Raw genomic sequence first — 18,357 nt, forward strand, 5'->3', positions numbered from 1 at the left:
TCCAGCATCAGCAGAAGTCAGCGGTGCACGTCGCCTGTTGCGGTGTCGAGGATGCCCCACGCGTCGACGGCCGGCTCGTTGGTCCGGCGGCACATCACCGCGTCGAAGGCCACATCGAACGCGACCACCGGGGCGTCGTGCTCATCGACGACGACGTAGCGGCCGGTCACGCTGCCGATCCCTTCGCCGCGCGGCGGGCGCTCAATGACACGATGGGCTTGAAACCGGCAGGTTCTTGGTTCGAGTCCAAGCCGGGGAGCGATCCTCGAAGAGACCCCGCCTCACGGCGGGGTCTCTTCGTCTCCCATCCATCCTGCTGCCCGATCAGGTATCGTCACCCGATCCGCGATTCGAGTCCTGGCCACGAGGCGGAGCAGTGCCTTCCGCCGCCTGCTGGGAGAACTCCGAGATCAATCTGCCGAATTCTCGGATGTAGGACGGCGTCCTCGGGCCCGCCGACCAGGCGACCCGCAAGCTGAAGCCGAGCGAGTTCCATGCACGATCCCTGATCGCGCGCGACGCGAGCGGTATGCCTCGGACATCGACGGTAGACGCGAAGACGGCGACCCCGACACCCGCCTCGGCGAGCGCGGCGAGCGTATGCGCGTTGCTGGACTCATAGACCACCTGCGGGTGGAGACCAGCCGCCTCGAAACTCGCCGTCAGCTCCTGTGTCGAAAGGAACGACGGATCGTTGACGAGCAGATCGAACTTCGCCAAGTCCGTGATCGAGACGGGACCGTCGTCGACGTCCAGCTCATGGCCCTCCGGGAAGTACGCCCTGATCCCCACTCGAGCGATGGGAAGGGAATGGAACTGCGGCGGGATCGGGGGCGCGACGATGGCGATGTCGCATTCTCCGGCGATCAGCTGATGGCGAAGACGAGCGGAGCCGTTCTCGATGACCTGCAGCCGAACCGTCGTGTTGCTCGGTATCCACCGAGCCAGGAACGGCGCCAGGTACGAACCGGCGGCCGTCGCTGCCGCTCCCAGACGGATCGTGGCCCGCGATCCGTTCCGTGCCTCCGTCCGCAGTGCGACGACTTCGGAGGCCAGCACGCGAGCCCTGTGCAGCGCCGCCTCTCCGGCCGGTGTGACCGTCGCTCCTCGTGGGCCTCTTTCGAGAAGTCGCACCCCCAGGTCCGCCTCGAGGCGTGCCACCGAGCGCGAGATCGCCGGTTGCGAGGTGAACAGCTGTCCCGCGGCGGAGCGGAAGCTCCCCGTGCTCGCCACTGCGATGAAGGCCTGCACATCCCTCAAACTGAGATCAGCCAATGTCAAATACGGATCACTCATCCCTTTAGTTATAGCAATCCATGCATCATGGTGGGAAGCACTACCGCGACGCCGAACGAAGGAAGAGGTGCGGGCGTGCCACTGACAACACTGATCGCAGGAGGAAAAGTAGTGACCCCCGGGGGAGCTGCACCTGCCGACATCGCCATTCGCGACAGTCGAATCGTGGGGCTTCTCGCTCCCGGCGAGCCTTGGCCCGCAGATGAGGTGATCGATGCCTCAGGGCTCACGGTCCTTCCGGGGCTCGTCGATGTCCACAGCCATCACCGCGAACCCGGGTTCACGCACAAGGAGGACATTCTCAGCGCCACTCGAGCCTGCGCCGCAGGGGGCGTGACCACGACACTGGCCATGCCGAACGTGTCCCCGCCGCCGAACACAGTCCGGATCCTGGACGACATGATGCGCCTGTACGAGCGGTCGGCAGTCGTCGATTGGAACATCAATCCCGCGGGGACGATCGTCGAGGAGATCCCCAAGCTCGCCCAGAAGGGCATCGCCGCGGTCAAGGTCTTCATGGTCACCGACACGGGCAGGGATTATCCTCACATGCCCGGAATCGGGGTGCACGATCACGGGCAGCTGCTGGCGACGATGGAGGCGTGCAGCCGAGCGGGAGTGCCGCTGATGGTGCATCCTCACGATCAATCCCTCATGCACCAGATCGAGACGGCCATGTGGGCTCGTGGAGAACGCGACGCGCTCGCCTACGCACGCGCCTACGCCGCTCACGACGGTGTGATCTGGGAGACCGCGATCGCGCTGCTCCTCCGGCTTCAGCAGGCGACCGGAGTGCAGTTGCATCTGCTGCACGTTCAGACCGCCGGCAGCGTCGAGCTGATCCGTGCCGCCAAGGCCCGTGGCCAGAAGGTCAGTGCAGAGGTGAACCCCTGGGCCCTCTTCCTCGGCCATGACTGGGCGAACATCGAACGATTGGGTTCGTATGCGTTGTCCTATTGGGTACCTGAATCGAACCAGGCCGCACTGTGGGAGGGGCTCGCGGACGGCACCATCGACCTGATCTCGACAGACCATGCGCCCCACACCGCCGAGGAGAAGGAAGTGGGATGGCGGGACGGCTGGGAGGCCCAGACGGGAACACCCTCCGCCCAGTTCTATCTGCGCATGATGCTGGATGCGGTTCACCACGGCAAGATCTCGCTCGAGAGGGCTGTCGAGCTCTGCTCAACCGCCCCGGCACGAGTGTTCAACATGACCAGGAAGGGCTCGATCGCCGTCGGCTTCGACGCAGACCTCGTCCTCGTCGACCAGACCGCGCAGAGGACGATCTCCAATTCCGAGGTGCTGAGCAAGATCGGCTACTCGCCGTACGCCGACATGACCTTCACCGGCCTTCCCGTGCGCACACTCGTCCGCGGTAAGACGGTCTTCGCCGAAGGTACGGTGGTGGGCGAACCCGGCTTCGGAGAACAGGCGTTCGTCGCGCGCGACGTCCCGGCATGACCGTGACGAACGGTGCGACCGAACACACCCCTCGCGGCCCGCGCGGGAAGAGATGTCCATAGAGAGAAGGAAGATCGTGTCAAGAAACATCAAGGGATCAGCGCTGATCCTCGTCCCGCTGCTGGCACTGACCGGGTGCGCTGGGCTCTTCGGCGAGAAGAACACAGAACAAGGCGACCGTACAACCCTCACTTTCGCTTCGTATGGCGGTCCGCTACAGGACCAGCAGATCATTGCGTGGGAGGAGCCGTACATGGAGTTGCACGACAACGTCGACTTCATCAACACCTCCCCCTCGGACCCGGCCCAGATCCAAGCGATGGTCGAAGCCGGCAAGCCGACCTGGGATGTGGCCGACATATCTCCGTACTTCGCCACCGAGTTCTGCGGCGTCTATCTCGAAGAACTGGACCTGAACATCGACCGGTCGCAGTTCGAGGAGGAGACGATCGGTGAGTGCGGCATGCCGGCGGAACGGTTCGGGCTGCTGTTCCTGTACAACATCGACACCTACGGAGACGCACCCCCCACCCGCACGGCCGACTTCTTCGACCTCGAGAAGTTCCCCGGGAAGCGAGCACTGACGAGTTCTCCGCGCGATGGCATGCTGGAGACGGCGCTGCTCGCCAGCGGAGTGGCGCCCGATGACCTCTACCCGCTCGATGTCGACAGAGCGTTGGAGACCTGGGAGGGTGTCCGCGACGACACGATCTTCGCGGCCAACAACGGGGCCCTGCTCCAGCTGATCGTCGATGGTCAGGTCGACATGGCCCTCATCGTGACGGGACGGGCGGCGGCGGCCATCGAGGAGGGTGCGAACTTCGCCCCGGTCTGGGATACGACGGTGACCAACTACGCCGTCCTGGTCGTGCCGAAGGGCTCGCCCAACAAGGAGGAGGCGATGCGCTTCATCGAGTTCGCGACCTCCGTGGAGCCCGCCGCTGAGTTCGCGGAGCTGTCCACCACGGCACCGTCGAACCTGGAGGCTGTGCCGGAGTACACCGAACTGCAGTCGATGCTGGATGTCTTCGGACCGGCGAACACGGGCTCGCGCGTGGCGATGGATGCGACGTGGTGGAGTCAGAACTACTCCGAGATGACCGACCGGTTCAACACCTGGCTCGCAGGATGATCCGATGGCCACCGCGATTCGATGCACAGGAGCAATCCAGTGAGAACTGAACGCCGCCTGAGTGCGGGGATCATGCTGCTCCCCGCCGCTGTCATCTTCGCGGTGGCCTTCGTCCTGCCCCTGGCCGGTGTCGCCTGGCGGAGCATCACCGAGCCCGAACCGGGTCTGGGGAACTACGTCACGCTGCTGTTCGACGGCGTCAGCCTCACGGTGATCCTGCGAACGGGCTGGGTCGCACTGCTCGTGACCCTCGTGACACTGGTCCTGGGGTATCCCTACGCGTACGCGTTGACACTGGTGTCCCCCCGTACGCGCGCGATCATGTTCACCCTCGTGCTCGTGCCGTTCTGGACCAGCATGATGGCGCGGAACTTCGCTTGGCTGGTGCTCCTGCAGAACGGCGGGCCGCTGCAACGCCTGTTCGCCGCAGTCGGCAGAGAGGACGTCGTGCTCTTCGGGACGACAGCAGGTGTCGTGATCGCCATGTCGCAGGTTCTGCTGCCGTTCATGGTCCTCCCCCTCTTCAGCGTGATGCAAGGCATAGACCGCAGGCTCGTCTCTGCCGCTGTGAGCCTCGGATCGTCGCACACGAGAGCATTCTGGAAGGTCTACTGGCCGCTGTCTCGACGCGGAATCGTCTCCGGCTTCCTGCTCGTCTTCTCCGTGAGCCTGGGATTCTATGTGACGCCGGCCATCATCGGATCCCCGCAGGAGTCGCTGATCGCACAACTGCTGAGCGTACGGACCATGGAGCAGCTCGACTTCGGTGGTGCGGGCGCGCTGGGTCTGTTCGTGCTCGTCGTCACGCTCCTGCTCGTCGCGGGGATCAGCCGGTTCGGCGGCTCCACATCGGCTCTGGGTTCCGCGCTGAGCAGAAAGGACGGGATCAGTGCGTAACGGGCTGTCACCTTTCTTGAAAGTCGTCGTCGGCGTGGTCGCGCTGCTGCTGGTCGCACCGACCCTCATCGTCATCCCGATGAGTTTCAGTTCCGGCACGACGTTTCGGTTCCCACCTCGCGGATGGTCATTGCGCTGGTACGAGGAACTGCTCACAGACCCCGCGTGGCTCGATTCGATAAGCCGGTCGCTGCTGATAGGGTTCATCGTCATGGTGGTCGCCGGTGTCTGCGGCACCCTGGTCGCATTGGGGCTGCACTACGGCAAGTTCCGCGGGAGCGGGCTGATCGAGTCGCTCGTCCTGGCGCCGATGGTCGCCCCGACCATCGTGCTGGCCGTGTCGGTGTACATCTCGTTCCTCTATTGGAACCTCACCGGCACGCTGCTCGGTTACGTGCTCGCCCATGCGATGCTGGCCATTCCGTTCGTCTACGTCTCTGTGAACACGAGCCTCAAGAGCCTGGACCCCATCCTGGGAAATGCGGCGGCGAGCCTCGGGTCCACTCCGATGAGGACGTTCCGAAGGGTCACCTTCCCACTCGTGCTGCCCGGCGTGCTCGCCGGAATGGTGTTCGCCTTCGTGACCTCCTTCGATGAAGTCGTCGTATCCCTGTTCATCCGCTCCCCCGGAACAGAGACGCTCCCGGTGCGCATGTTCAACAGCGTCACCCTGCAGATCGACCCCACGATCTCCGCTGCGGCCAGCGTCGTGGTCGTACTGGTCACCGCCGTCATCCTGACGGCGCAGCTGGTCTTCGTCCAGCGCAAGCAAACCAAATAAGGACACGAGAGCTCCATGTTGAATCCTGCAAAGCCGCCCCGAGCCGGTGCCGTCCTCGACGACAGCGCGAGCAACGGCGCGTCGATCGAACTCCGTCAGCTCGCCAAGTTCTACGGTGGGGTCGCCGCCGTGGACGACATCTCCCTCGATATCCGTCCCGGAGAGTTCATGACGCTTCTCGGACCGAGCGGTTCAGGGAAGACGACCACGCTGAACATGATCGCGGGATTCGAGGAGATGGACAGGGGCCAGATCCTCCTGAATGACTCGGATGTGAGCTCAGTGCCGCCTCATCGTCGTAACCTGGGCGTCGTCTTCCAGCATTACGCGTTGTTCCCGCACCTGACCGTTGAGCAGAACATCGCGTACCCGTTGCGTGAGCGACGGGTCGCCAAGAAGGAGATCGAGCGCCGGATCGGCGAGGTCCTCGATCTGGTCAACCTCACGGGACGCAACCGGGATCTGCCGGATCAGCTCTCCGGAGGTCAGCAGCAGAGGGTCGCCTTGGCACGCGCCATCGTCTTCAGACCAGCCGCCCTGTTGCTCGATGAACCACTCGGTGCCCTCGACAGGAAGCTTCGCGCGAGTCTTCAGGTCGAGATCCAGCAGATCCATCGCAATATCGGTTCGACCTTCGTCTTCGTCACACATGATCAGGAAGAGGCGCTCACGCTCTCCGACAGGATCACGCTCTTCCGTGAGGGCCGGATCGAGCAGGTCGGCACGCCGAAGGATCTCTACGACAACCCGATCACCTACTTCGCCGCCGAGTTCCTCGGCGAAGTGAACACCTTCGCCGGGGGCACCTGGTCACGCGGGCTCTACACCTGGGCCGGCCACCGTTTCGCGAGCCAGGGCAGCGCGGAGGGCACGCCGAACGAGGCTGAGAGGATCCTCATCGTCCGTCCAGAGCGGATGAACATCGCTGTCGAGGAGTCCGACGTTCCTGACGCCGCCAACCGGGTGCGCGCACGCGTCCGCGACGTGGTGTTCGTGGGGGACCACTTCCGAGTCCGGCTCGACCTGCCCGACGGCGTAGCGGGACTCGCGCGTCTGGACACCCATGATGCCGAGAAGTGCCATCCCGGACAGGATGTCTGGACGTGGTGGCTTGCGGCAGATCAACGGGTCGTTCTGGCGTAGAAGGGCACCTCGCATGGACATCACGCTCCTTCCCGCGATCGAGCAGGCCCGGATGATTCGACGCGGCGAGTTGACAGCCGTCGAACTGCTCGAGGCCGTCAGCGAGCGGTATCAGCAGGTCAACCATCATGTGAACGCCGTTGTCGTCACTCAGTGGGAGCAAGCGCGAAGGCGCGCGGAGGCCGCTGACCGGGCCCTGCGCGAATCCGCGGACATCGGCGCCCTCCACGGGGTGCCCATCACCGTGAAGGAGTCATTCGACTGGTATGGGACCGCCTCGACCTTCGGGAACGTGAAGTATGCGGACAACTATCCCGCACGGAATGCGATCCTGGTCGACCGGCTGCTCGCGGCCGGTGCGAACCTCTACGGCAAGACGAACGTCCCCGAGAATCTCTCCGATTCACAGGCTTTCAACGACATCTACGGCACGACGTCGAACCCCTGGGACATCGAGCGGGTGCCGGGAGGCTCGTCCGGAGGCTCTGCCGTCGCCGTCGCGACCGGTATGGCGGCGATGGAGCTGGGAAGCGACGTCGCAGGTTCGCTCCGCAATCCCGCGCACTTCTGCGGCGTCTTCGCTCACAAGCCCACGTACGGTGCCGTCCCGATGCAAGGGCACGCGCCACCGGGCAAGCCGGCGGAGGTAGACATGCTCGTCGCCGGTCCGTTGGCGAGGACTGCCGATGATCTTGTGGCGGGCATGAGCGTGCTGACCGGCCGCGACCCGATGCGGGAGGAGCGCGACCTCTCGCAGTTCAGAGTGGCGTTCATGTTCCGCAGCACCTATGCACAGCAGGATCCAGAACTCGTCGACCAGCTGCAGTCTGCGGTCGACGACCTCGCACGACGCGGGGTGCACGTCCGCGAAGCCGGCCCTGACTTCGATGCCGACCAGGCGTACGAGGACTCGCTGCTCTTGCTCAGGGCTGCGACGAGCTCCGCGATGGATCCGGAGGACATAGCCTCCCTCCGCCCTCTGGCGCGACGCTTCGATGAGGGCCACCGCGACCGGCAGGCCTTCCTTGCGAAGGGGACGACCCTGTCGGCCGCGGCATGGCGCGAACTGGACGAGTCCCGGACGCAGAACCGGCGACGCTGGGCGTCGTTCTTCGATGACTACGACGTCCTGCTGTGCCCAGCGGCGAATTCAGCGGCGGGACGACACGACCACAGTCCGGAACGTTTCGACGCCAGACGCACGGATGCGGAGGGAAACCCCGTCATGCGCGAGGAGCGGCTGTACTGGGCGATGTTCTCCGGCGCAGCGTATCTGCCGAGCACGATCGTCCCCGCCGGGACGACCGGCTCCGGGATGCCGTGCGGCATCCAGATCGTCGCGCCCCATGACCAGGACCACGTGAGTCTGGCATTCGCCCAGCACTGGGAGCGCGAGATCTGCGCTTACACTCCTCCTCCTGCGCTGGCGACGTGGTCAGGGGCGCCGAACTGAGCAGGATGCCTGCTCCTGTCCCGCAGTCCGCTCAGCGCGCAGCGTCCGCCTCGGAGTTCGGCGACCACACGAGGTTCCGGCCGACACCGCGCGCCACCACGTGGCCGCCGCGCAGGATCAGCGCCTCGGCCTCGAGTTCGCGGATGAACGCCGCGTCATTGGTGACCAGCAGTGCCGACATCGACCGTTCGGTACGGCGTCGGGTGATCGCATCGAACACCACCGGGCGCACCTCCAGGTCGAGGTTCGCGAGCGGCTCATCGGCGATGAGCACGCGCGGCTCGAGCATGAACGCCCGGGCGATCGCCACCCGCTGGCGCATGCCCGCGCTGAGCTCGTACGGGAACTTCCCGGCCGCGCCCAACGGCAGGTGGAGCTCGTCCAGCAGCGCGGCGACCCGCAGCGCGAGCGCCCTGCTGTTGACCTTCCTCTCCCGCGAGGTGACGGGCTCGGAGATCACCTCGGACACGGTCAGCCGGGGCGGCAGGTCCGCCCCGGCGCGCTGAGCGATGTAGCCGCTGAGCGCGGTGAGCATGCGACGCCGGCGTCCGGGTCTGCGAATGTTCACGCCGCACACCTGAGCGCGTCCCCCGGCGACCTTCACCGAGACGTCGCCGACACCGGCCAGTGCAGACACGAGTGTCGACTTCCCCGCGCCCGTGGCCCCTCCCACGCACATCAGCTCGCCGGGGTGCAGGGTGAAGGTCACTCCGTCGACGGCGCGCGTGACTCCACCGTGGCCGATCCGGTCGATGACCAGATCCGAGCAGTCGATGGCGGCGTCGGCAGACATGACTCCATCCTGCCCTGTCCGGCGGCGTCCCGCGATCACGACTCGACGAACCGCATCCGCTCCTGGTCCAGATCACGCAGCCGCACGCGCAGCGCACGGCCGCCGTCGGAATCGGCGGGCACGCGCTGCACGGCACCCAGCAGCTCGTTCTTCTCCCTGTCGATGCTGCGCACGATCAGACGTCGGCACAGGTCCGTCGCCGACACCAGTGCCCGTTCCTCATCCTTCGCGGGGAAGGGCATCATCAGCAGCTCGCCCGCCAGTGAGCGGTACGGCTCGCGCACCGCGTCCACCGCGCCGGCCGCCCAGCCCACACGCGTCCGGTCCTGCGCGGATGCGACGGACTGGCGCACGGCATCCAGCCCCGGATGCCGGAACTGCTCCGACACGGCCCTGGCCAGCAGCTCCTGGTCGATCAGATGACCGTACTGGAGGATGCCCGTGAGTGCGTCGCGCTCGATGGCGACGTCCACGGTTCGCGGGAGATCCGCGAGGCGCACCCGCGTGAGCCCGGGGGAATCCGGCTCCGGTGCTGCGGGGACGATCCGCTGCGGCTCACGGGCCGCAGCCGACGCCCCGCGCGCCGCACGCCGCACCTCCTGGTGCACGTCGGTGGGGTCCATGCCGAGCCGGCGCGCCAGCACCCTCTCGTACCCGGGTCGCAGCAGCTCGTCGCGGATCACCGCCACGATGGGGGCTGCGGCGCGCAGCGCTCCGACCTGACCCTCCACCGTGGACAGGTCGTAGCCCGCGAGCTTCCTGTCGATGGCGAACTCGAACATGGGCACCTTGGCGTCCATGAGTCCGCGCACCGCGGCATCACCGCGTTGCAGACGCAGATCGCAGGGGTCCAGCCCGTCCGGCGCGACGGCGACGAAGGTCTGCGCGGTGAAGCGGGAGTCCTCCGAGAAAGCGCGCAGCGCCGCCTTCTGGCCGGCCTCATCGCCGTCGAACGTGAACACCACCTCCCCTGCCGCGGAGTCGTCCCCCATCACGCGCCTGAGCACCTTGATGTGCTCCGCGGCGAACGCGGTGCCGCAGGTCGCGATGGCCGTGGTGACGCCCGCGAGATGGCAGGCCATGACGTCCGTGTACCCCTCCACCACGACCACGCGCCGGGGATCACCGCGCGAGATGTCGCGCTTGGCGAGATCGAGACCGTAGAGCACCTGCGTCTTGCGGTACAGCGGCGTCTCGGGCGTGTTGAGGTACTTCGGGCCCTTGTCGTCGTCGTACAGCCGACGCGCGCCGAATCCGATGGTCTGCCCGGTGACGTCGCGGATGGGCCACACCACCCTGCCGCGGAACCTGTCGTACACGCCCCGCTGCCCGGCCGAGACCAGGCCGGCCGTGCTGAGCTCCTCGCGCGTGAAGCCCTGCGCGGTGAGCGCCGTCAGCATGTTCTCCCAGCCCCGCGGCGCATAGCCGACGCCGAAGTGCGCGGCGGCCCCTGCGTCGAAGCCGCGCTCGCCGAGGAACCGGCGGGCGCTCTCCGCCTCCGGGCTCAGCAGCTGACTGCGGAAGTACTCGGCTGCGGCCGTGTTGGCGGCGTACAGCCGGCTGCGTCCGCTGGTCTCCGGGGCCGCTCCGCCGTCCTCATAGTGCAAGGAGTAGCCGATGCGGCCGGCCAGCCGCTCCACGGCCTCGCTGAAGCTGACATGATCCATCTCACGGAGGAAGGTGTACACGTCGCCGGATGCACCGCATCCGAAACAGTGGTAGAAGCCGACCTGCGGCCGCACATGGAAGCTCGGGCTCTTCTCGTCGTGGAACGGGCACAGCCCCTTGAGCGAGCCGATTCCCGCGGATCTCAGCGCGACCCGTTCACCGACGATGTCGGCGATGTTGGTGCGGGACTTGACCTCTTCGACGTCGGACTGCAGGATACGCGCCATCAGGACGCCTCTCCGACCGTCGCCCGGGCGGCAGCGCGCCGATGCGCGCCGCCGCGGGCGTGCCGCGGCGTCCAGATGCCGACCTCGGCGGGATCGATCTCCCCCACGAGGCGATTGTGCCAGTCGACGGCGGTCTGGTCGGTGAGGCTGGCCACCTGGTCGACGACGACACGGGCGCGGGCGGCGTCCGTCTCCGCGGCGAGGAAGTCGGCGGCGAACGCCGGCTCCAGCACGTCCGCGCCGGCCGACCACAGCGCGTCCGTGGACCACAGCGAGTCCGCCAGGCGTTCGAGCACGCGACGCTGCTCCTTGTACACGCCCTTGCGCGCCTCGATCGTGACGATGGCCTGCCCCATGATGCCCTTGAGGACCGCGATCTCCGTCTCGACCTCGCGCGGCACCACGACGTGCCCGTTGTATCGCGCGAGACTCGCGCCGGGGTACGCGTCGCGGGTGGCGGCGACGGATGCCCGGGCGAAGCGCCCGATGAGGTCGCTGGTGAGGTTCTTCAACCGGGCGAGGTCATGCCGCGAGCGGTCGAACGCGTCCAGCCACATGGGCTGCCGGGTGAGACGGCTCAGGGCCTCCTCGAGCTCCTCCCCCGTGTAGTCGAGGCCGACCCACTGACGGATGCGGTCGATGAGCGCATCGTGCTCGGCGGGATCGGCGAGACGCGCGACGTCGAGGTAGCCGTTGAGGATGGCGTCCTCGAAGTCGTGCACCGAGTAGCCGATGTCATCGGAGAGGTCCATGATCTCCGCCTCGATGCAGCGCAGCCTGTCCGGCGCACCGTCGCGCATCCAGCGGAACACCGGCTCGTCATCGGGGTACACGCCGAACTTGAGCCGGCCGCCGGGATCCGGCAGCGGGCTGTCGACCGTCCAGGGGTACTTGCAGGAGGCGTCCAGACTGGCCCGCGTGAGGTTCAGCCCGACCGAGTGTTCCTGGTCATCGAGGACCTTGGTCTCCAACCGGGTCAGGATGCGCAGCGACTGCGCGTTGCCCTCGAAGCCTCCGATGTCCGCGGCCCAGTCGTTGAGCGCGCGCTCGCCGTTGTGACCGAACGGCGGATGCCCGAGGTCATGGCTCAGACACGCCGTGTCGACCACGTCGGCGGAGACGCCGAGTGCGGCGGCCAGCTCGCGGCCGACCTGGGCCACCTCGAGGGAGTGTGTGAGTCTGTTGCGTGCGAAATCGGCGGTGCTCGCGGGGCTGAGCACCTGGGTCTTCGCGGCGAGCCTGCGCAGTGCCGCGGAGTGCAGCACCCGAGCCCTGTCGCGGGAGAAGTCGTTGCGCTCCGACCGATGCGTCTCCGCGTAGAAGCGCTCGGCGTCGTGCGCGTCGTACCCCGCGTCGCCCCGCTCGGAGGGTCCCGCCCCCGTGAGGTCAGCCGCCACTGTTCTCGATCTCCGCTCCACGCATCATGACACTGATGCCCTGGTCGATCTCCCTCGACTGCAACCACCCCTCGGGCAGCGCCGTGCGTTTCGGGGAGCCTGCCCGGCCGCGCTGCCCCTCGGCGCCGGCGCCCGGGTACGGCGCGTCGCCGAGCGTGCCCAGCAGGTCGTCGATCTCCTGCAGGGTGGATGCCCTGGCCAGTGCTCCGCGCAGTTCGCCGCCGACGGGGTACCCCTTGAAGTACCAGGCGACGTGCTTGCGCACGTCCTTGCAGCCGCGGTCCTCATCCTCGAAGAACTCGACGAGCAGCTCGGCGTGCCGGCGGAACGCGCGGGCGACGAACTGCAGGGTCGCGTCGACCTTCTCGAAGTGGCCGTCCCCCGCCGCCGTCGATGCGTCCGCGGGACGCAGCGCCTGAGACAGCTCTCCGAACAGCCACGGCCGTCCCAGGCATCCGCGCCCCACCACGACGCCGTCGCAGCCGGTCTGCGCCATCATGCGCCGCGCGTCCTCGGCGCTCCAGATGTCTCCGTTGCCGAGCACGGGGATGCTGGTGACGGCCTGTTTGAGTTCGCCGATCGCATCCCAGTCGGCATGCCCCGAGTAGTACTCCGATGCCGTACGGGCATGCAGGGCGACGGCGGCGGCACCGGCGTCCTCGGCGGCGCGGGCCGCGTCGAGGAAGGTGAGGTGGTCGCGGTCGATCCCCTTGCGCATCTTGACGGTCAGCGGCAGATCGCCCGCGGCGCGCACTGCTCGGCTCACGATGTCGGCGAACAGGGAGGTCTTCCACGGCAGCGCCGCTCCGCCGCCCTTGCGGGTGACCTTGGGCACAGGGCATCCGAAGTTCAGGTCGATGTGGTCGGCGCGGTCCTCCGCGACGATGATGCGCACGGCCTCCGCGATGGTCGCCGGGTCGACGCCGTACAGCTGGACGGACCTGATCTCCTCGCTCTCGTGATGCTGGATCAGCCGCATCGTGATCGCATTGCGCTCGACGAGCGCGCGCGAGGTGATCATCTCACTGACGTAGAGCCCCGCCCCGTACTCGCGACACAGCCGACGGAAGGCGGCGTTGGTGATGCCCGCCATGGGCGCGAGAACGACGGGCACGTCGAGATCGATGGGCCCGATCCGCAACGCGGAAGCCGCCGCCGTGCGGGGTGGGAGGTCGGTCGCGAGAGTCATATCCTCTCCATTCTCCCAGACCACGCCCGGTTCGGGCTCCGCTGACCTAGGCTGTGCACATGACCGATTCGACGATCCGACAGATCCCGTTCTCCTCGGCCGACGGTGCGGAGAGGACGCTCGACGACTACGGCGCGGACGTCGTGCTGGTCGTCAACGTGGCCTCCAAGTGCGGCCTGACCCCGCAGTACGAGCAGCTCGAGCAGCTCCAGCGCGAGTACGGCGATCGCGGCTTCACGGTGCTGGGCTTCCCCTGCAACCAGTTCATGGGTCAGGAGCCGGGTTCGATGGAGGAGATCCTCGAGTTCTGCTCCACCACGTACGGCGTCTCCTTCCCCGTGAACGAGAAGATCAAGGTCAACGGGCGAGGCGCGCATGACCTGTACAAGGCGCTCAAGCAGGCGCAGGATGCCGACGGCAGGGCGGGACGAGTGGAGTGGAACTTCGAGAAGTTCCTGGTGGGTGCGGACGGCTCGGTCCAGCGATTCCGGCCCAAGCAGCGTCCGGATGCGCCGGAGATCGTCTCGGCGATCGAGAGAGCCCTGGAATCGGCCGGGCGCTGAGCCCGCACGACGGATCGCGCAGGCCCGGCGGCCTCTACTCGGCCGCAGCGAGATCCTTCTTGGCCCACACGTCACGGATGACGTTCTCGAACGCCTCCGGCGGCTGAGCACCGCTGACGCCGTACTTCCCGTCGATCACGAAGAACGGCACCCCGTTGATGCCGAAGGCGCGCGCCTGAGCGATGTCGGAGCGCACCGCATCGGCGTACTCCCTCGCCTCCAGCGCCGCGCGCACCTCATCGGCATCGAGGCCGACCTCCACGGCCAGCTCGACGAGGTCGTCGACGTGCCCGACGTGGCGCCCCTCGGTGAAGTGCGCGGCCATCAGGCGCTCCTTCATCTCGTGCTGGAGGCCCTTCGCCTTGGCGAAGTGGAGCAGCTCGTGCGCGGAGAACGTGTTGGTCTGCTTGACGGTGTCGAAGTGATACTCCAGCCCCGCCTGCGCCCCCAGCTGCGTCAGCCGCTGCGCGGACGCCGCCGCCTGCTCGGGGCTCATCCCGACGTGCTTGGCCAGGTACTCGTCGTGCGTACCGTCGAAGTCGACCTCGGCATCCGGCTGAAGCTGGAAGGAGTGGAAGGTGATGCTCACCTGCGGTGCGTCGTCATCACCCGCGGTGGCCGCCAGGCCCTTCTCGAGATTGCGCTTGCCGATGTAGCACCACGGGCACGCGACGTCGGACCAGATGTCGATGGAGATGGGTTCGCTCACACCTTCACCCAACAGCAGAGGAGGGACGACTATTCCGCAGCGCGCAGACGCGCTGCGCGCTGTCACGTCTGCGGCGCGTCCACGGCGCCTCCGAAGCGCCGGTCGCGCGACAGGTAGATCTCGATCGCCCGCCACAGCTCCTCGCGGGAGAAGTCCGGCCACAGCGTGTCGAGGAAGACCATCTCGGCGTACGCGGCCTGCCACAGCAGGAAATTGGAGGTGCGCTGCTCCCCCGAGCTGCGCAGGAACAGGTCCACATCGGGCATGTCGGGCACGTACAGTCGACGACGGATCTGCTTCTCCGTGATCGCGCTCGGCTTCAGTCGCCCGGCACGGACGTCCTCGGCGAGGGAGCGCATCGCGTCGACGAGCTCGACGCGCCCGCCGTAGTTCACGCACATGGTCAGCGTCAGCACGTCGTTGTCCCGTGTGAGCTGCTCCGCGAACCGCAGCTCCCTGATCACCGATCCCCACAGCCGCGGCCGCCGGCCCGCCCACCGCACGCGCACGCCCCATTCGTTGAGCTGGTCGCGTCTGCGATGCAGCACGTCACGGTTGTACCCCATCAGGAAGCGGACCTCCTCCGGGGAGCGCGCCCAGTTCTCCGTCGAGAAGGCGTACACCGACAGGTGCTTCACACCCGCCTGGATGGCCCCGGCGACGACGTCCAGCAGCACCTCCTCGCCGGCCTTGTGACCCTCGATGCGGTTGAGCCCGCGTCGGTTCGCCCAGCGCCCGTTGCCGTCCATGACGATCGCGACGTGCTCGGGCACGGCGGAGAACTCCGGCGGATGGAGGCCCGTCCAGTCCAGCGGACGGAACGGCACCGCATCCTTGTGCGTGTAGGGCTTCGGTGTCACGGTGCTCCTTGTCGTCGAAGCGGGGCCGGACGACCGGGCGGGAGCGGCCGGTCCGCCCCCGCCACGTGCTCCAGGGAACGGATGCCGCGTTCGAGATGCCACTGCGCGTAGGCGGCGACGGTCCCGGCCGCCGCCGCCGCGTCAGCGGGGCTCGCCGTGTCCACGGCCTCCCAGTCACCGCTCATGAGCGCGCTCAGCAGAGCGAGCGTCGACGCGGCGATGCGCGGACTGCCGGCGGGCGCGCATTCGTCGCACACCGCACCCCCCAGCTGCGGACCGAAATGCGCATGCGGGCCGGGGGCTCCGCAGCGCGCGCAGTCATCGAGGGACGGAGCCCATCCCGACAGCGCCATGACGCGCAGCAGGTAGGAGTCCAGGATGCTGCGGGGCTCGTGCTCACCGCGCGACAAAGAGCGCAGGCCGCCCACGAGCAGCAGGTACTGGGATGCGGTGGCCTCCGCCTCGTTGAGCCTGTCGGCGGTCTCGACCATGGCACTGGCCGCCGTGAACCGCTCGTAGTCCACGACGATGTCCGCTCCGTAGGCGCCCAGGGAGTCGGCCTGCTGCACGATGTCCAGCGAACGCCCCCGGTACAGCTGCAGGTCGGCGACCATGAAGGGCTCCAGCCGTGCACCGAACTTCGAGGAGGTGCGTCGCACGCCCTTCGCCACCGCGCGGATCCTGCCGTTACGCCGTGACAGCAGAGTCACGATGCGGTCAGCCTCGCCCAGTTTGTGGGTGCGCAGGATCACCGCTTCGTCTCGATAGGTGGGCACGCAACGATTATCCCCCGCGCGCGGCCACGTTCGCCTCCGGCTTCCGGCGGCAGCGCCGACTGCACCGGCGGAGGGGGCGACGGAGACGGGGACCGTCCCGATCATCGAGGACAGATCGGGATGATCCGTCGATCACGCCTCGACGAGCTGCGCCTCACGGGTGCGGATCGAGCGGTTCACGCACGACACGATGGCCTTGAGCGAGGCCGTCGAGATGTCTCCGTCGATGCCGACTCCCCACAGCCTGTGGTCGTCGACCTGCAGCTCCACGTAGGCCGCGGCCTGCGCATCGCCTCCGCTGGACATGGTGTGCTCCACGTAGTCGTACAGCGACACGTCGAAGCCGCGCGCTCGAAGGATCTCGATGAACGCGGCGATGGGGCCGTTGCCACGGCCGGCCGTCTCGACGCGCTCCTCGCCGTCTCGCAGCACGACCTCCAGCGACACCTCGCCGGTCATGTCGCTGCGGGTCTGCGTGCCCAGCAGTTCGAAGCGCCCCCACTTCGCATCCGCCTCATCAGCCGGCAGGTACTCGTCGGTGAAGATCGACCAGATCTCGTCGCTGGTGACCTCGCCGCCCTCCGCGTCGGTCTTGGCCTGCACGACGGCGGAGAACTCGATCTGCAGCTTCCGCGGCAGGTCCAGAGCGTGGTCGGTCTTCAGCAGGTAGGCGACGCCGCCCTTGCCGGACTGCGAGTTGACCCGGATGACCGCCTCGTAGGAGCGGCCGAGGTCCTTCGGGTCGACGGGCAGGTACGGCACGGCCCATTCGATGTCGTCGACGGCTGCGCCCTCGGCCTCGGCCTTGGCCGCCATCGACTCGAAGCCCTTCTTGATGGCGTCCTGGTGCGAGCCGCTGAACGCCGTGAAGACCAGATCCCCGACCCACGGGTGCCGTTCGGGGACCCGCAGCTGATTGCAGTATTCGACGGTGTGCTTGACCTGGTCGATGTCGCTGAAGTCGATCTGGGGGTCGATGCCCTGCGTGAACAGGTTGACGCCCAGTGCCACGAGGTCGACGTTCCCGGTCCGCTCGCCGTTGCCGAACAGGCAGCCCTCGATGCGGTCGGCACCGGCCAGGTAGCCGAGCTCGGCGGCCGCGATCGCCGTGCCGCGGTCGTTGTGCGGATGCAGGGACAGGATCACGTTCTCGCGGTGGTTCAGGTGGCGCCCCATCCACTCGATCGAGTCGGCGTACACGTTGGGCGTGGCCATCTCGACGGTGGCGGGCAGGTTGATGATGACCTTGCGGTCCGGGGTCGGCTCGAGCACCTCCAGCACGGCGTTGCAGACCTCGACGGCGTACTCCAGCTCGGTGCCCGTGTAGCTCTCAGGCGAGTATTCGTAGTAGACCTCGGTGTCGGGGATCGTCTTCTCCAGCCTGCGGCACAGCCGGGCGCCGTCGAGCGCGATCTGCTTGACGCCCTCACGGTCGGCGCGGAACACGACCTCGCGCTGCAGCACGCTCGTGGAGTTGTAGAAGTGCACGATGGCCTGCTTCGCGCCCCTGATGGCCTCGTACGTGCGCTCGATGAGGTGCTCCCGGCACTGCGTGAGCACCTGGATGGTGACGTCGTCGGGGATGAGGTCCTCGTCGATCAGCTGGCGCACGAAATCGAAGTCGGTCTGGCTGGCGGACGGGAAGCCCACCTCGATCTCCTTGTAGCCCATGCCGACCAGCAGTTCGAACATGACGCGCTTGCGCTCGGGCGACATGGGATCGATGAGGGCCTGGTTTCCGTCGCGCAGATCGACGGCGCACCAGCGGGGCGCCTCGGTGATCCGCTTCGAGGGCCAGGTGCGGTCGGGGAGATCGACCCGGATCTGCTCGTGGAAGGGCCGATACTTGTGGATCGGCATCGTCGACGACTTCTGGGTGTTCTTCATGATGTGTGCTTCTCTTCGTCAGGAAATGTGCTCAGGCCAACACCAGCGCCGCGACGAGAGGGCCCGAAGATCAGGACTCGTCACGGCAGCTAAGAAGAAGCAGACCGCCCAGAGGCATGCTT

General features: G+C 67.2%; 17 protein-coding genes. 7 read left to right on the top strand and 10 right to left on the bottom strand.

Translation table 11 applies throughout. From position 1 onward, the window contains the following. Window positions 1-17: 17 nt before the first annotated feature. Window positions 18-170, bottom strand: a complete 153-nt coding sequence (locus tag ABD770_RS14420) for a hypothetical protein (protein WP_344820376.1) — start codon at window positions 168-170, stop codon at window positions 18-20. A 154-nt stretch (window positions 171-324) separates the two neighbouring features. Next, complete coding sequence (locus ABD770_RS14425; protein ID WP_344820377.1) at window positions 325-1,296, bottom strand: LysR family transcriptional regulator; 972 nt, start codon at window positions 1,294-1,296, stop codon at window positions 325-327. A 165-nt stretch (window positions 1,297-1,461) separates the two neighbouring features. Between ABD770_RS14425 and ABD770_RS14430 the strand changes: the two genes are divergently transcribed. Genes ABD770_RS14430 through ABD770_RS14455 form a run of 6 tightly spaced genes read left to right on the top strand, consistent with a single transcriptional unit; the run spans window position 1,462 to window position 8,166 of the window. Then, window positions 1,462-2,760, top strand: a complete 1,299-nt coding sequence (locus tag ABD770_RS14430; RefSeq protein ID WP_344820378.1) for a dihydroorotase — start codon at window positions 1,462-1,464, stop codon at window positions 2,758-2,760. A gap of 52 nt (window positions 2,761-2,812) precedes the next feature. Next, on the top strand, window positions 2,813-3,892 hold the full coding sequence (locus ABD770_RS14435) for an extracellular solute-binding protein (RefSeq protein ID WP_344820379.1): 1,080 nt from the start codon (window positions 2,813-2,815) through the stop codon (window positions 3,890-3,892). A 39-nt stretch (window positions 3,893-3,931) separates the two neighbouring features. Next, the gene (locus ABD770_RS14440) at window positions 3,932-4,789 is read left to right on the top strand and encodes an ABC transporter permease (protein WP_344820380.1); all 858 of its coding nucleotides are present in this window, start codon (window positions 3,932-3,934) and stop codon (window positions 4,787-4,789) included. Beyond that, window positions 4,782-5,570 (top strand): ABC transporter permease, encoded by a 789-nt coding sequence (locus ABD770_RS14445; RefSeq protein WP_344820381.1) that lies wholly within the window; start codon window positions 4,782-4,784, stop codon window positions 5,568-5,570. Before ABD770_RS14440 ends, ABD770_RS14445 begins: the two co-directional genes overlap by 8 nt. Window positions 5,571-5,585: 15 nt before the next feature. Continuing rightward, a complete protein-coding gene (locus ABD770_RS14450) occupies window positions 5,586-6,713 on the top strand; it encodes an ABC transporter ATP-binding protein (RefSeq protein WP_344820382.1) in 1,128 nt (375 codons plus the stop codon). A 13-nt stretch (window positions 6,714-6,726) separates the two neighbouring features. Then, window positions 6,727-8,166 carry an amidase family protein gene (locus ABD770_RS14455; protein WP_344820384.1) on the top strand — a complete coding sequence of 480 codons (1,440 nt, stop codon included), beginning with the start codon at window positions 6,727-6,729 and terminating at the stop codon, window positions 8,164-8,166. Between the two features lie 31 nt (window positions 8,167-8,197). Here the strand turns inward: ABD770_RS14455 and ABD770_RS14460 are convergent, their stop codons facing one another. The 4 genes from ABD770_RS14460 to dusB are packed head-to-tail and all read right to left on the bottom strand — an operon-like array spanning window position 8,198 to window position 13,440. Further along, window positions 8,198-8,959, bottom strand: coding sequence for an ATP-binding cassette domain-containing protein (locus ABD770_RS14460; RefSeq protein WP_344820385.1), 762 nt, complete (start codon window positions 8,957-8,959; stop codon window positions 8,198-8,200). Window positions 8,960-8,994: 35 nt separating this feature from the next. Beyond that, window positions 8,995-10,854 carry a DNA primase gene (gene dnaG, locus ABD770_RS14465; RefSeq protein WP_344820386.1) on the bottom strand — a complete coding sequence of 620 codons (1,860 nt, stop codon included), beginning with the start codon at window positions 10,852-10,854 and terminating at the stop codon, window positions 8,995-8,997. Beyond that, window positions 10,854-12,251 carry a deoxyguanosinetriphosphate triphosphohydrolase gene (locus ABD770_RS14470; protein WP_344820387.1) on the bottom strand — a complete coding sequence of 466 codons (1,398 nt, stop codon included), beginning with the start codon at window positions 12,249-12,251 and terminating at the stop codon, window positions 10,854-10,856. Before ABD770_RS14470 ends, dnaG begins: the two co-directional genes overlap by 1 nt. Then, the gene (dusB, locus tag ABD770_RS14475) at window positions 12,241-13,440 is read right to left on the bottom strand and encodes a tRNA dihydrouridine synthase DusB (RefSeq protein WP_344820389.1); all 1,200 of its coding nucleotides are present in this window, start codon (window positions 13,438-13,440) and stop codon (window positions 12,241-12,243) included. The genes ABD770_RS14470 and dusB overlap by 11 nt, the downstream gene beginning before the upstream one ends. A 59-nt stretch (window positions 13,441-13,499) precedes the next feature. Between dusB and ABD770_RS14480 the strand changes: the two genes are divergently transcribed. Continuing rightward, window positions 13,500-14,003 carry a glutathione peroxidase gene (locus ABD770_RS14480; RefSeq protein ID WP_344820390.1) on the top strand — a complete coding sequence of 168 codons (504 nt, stop codon included), beginning with the start codon at window positions 13,500-13,502 and terminating at the stop codon, window positions 14,001-14,003. Window positions 14,004-14,037: 34 nt separating this feature from the next. On the opposite strand, the gene ABD770_RS14485 is transcribed toward ABD770_RS14480, so the two are convergent. From ABD770_RS14485 to leuA, 4 genes are all read right to left on the bottom strand, one after another. Beyond that, on the bottom strand, window positions 14,038-14,712 hold the full coding sequence (locus ABD770_RS14485; RefSeq protein ID WP_344820391.1) for a DsbA family oxidoreductase: 675 nt from the start codon (window positions 14,710-14,712) through the stop codon (window positions 14,038-14,040). 62 nt (window positions 14,713-14,774) lie between these two features. After that, window positions 14,775-15,572, bottom strand: coding sequence for an isoprenyl transferase (locus ABD770_RS14490; RefSeq protein WP_344820392.1), 798 nt, complete (start codon window positions 15,570-15,572; stop codon window positions 14,775-14,777). After that, window positions 15,569-16,348 carry a DNA repair protein RecO gene (gene recO / locus ABD770_RS14495; RefSeq protein WP_344820394.1) on the bottom strand — a complete coding sequence of 260 codons (780 nt, stop codon included), beginning with the start codon at window positions 16,346-16,348 and terminating at the stop codon, window positions 15,569-15,571. Before recO ends, ABD770_RS14490 begins: the two co-directional genes overlap by 4 nt. Window positions 16,349-16,480: 132 nt before the next feature. Beyond that, window positions 16,481-18,235: a 2-isopropylmalate synthase gene (gene leuA, locus ABD770_RS14500; protein WP_344820395.1), complete on the bottom strand. Its 1,755-nt coding sequence runs from the start codon at window positions 18,233-18,235 to the stop codon at window positions 16,481-16,483. Window positions 18,236-18,357 lie beyond the last annotated feature (122 nt).

Origin of the sequence: Microbacterium soli (assembly GCF_039539005.1) — a bacterium.
Taxonomy (GTDB): domain Bacteria; phylum Actinomycetota; class Actinomycetes; order Actinomycetales; family Microbacteriaceae; genus Microbacterium; species Microbacterium soli.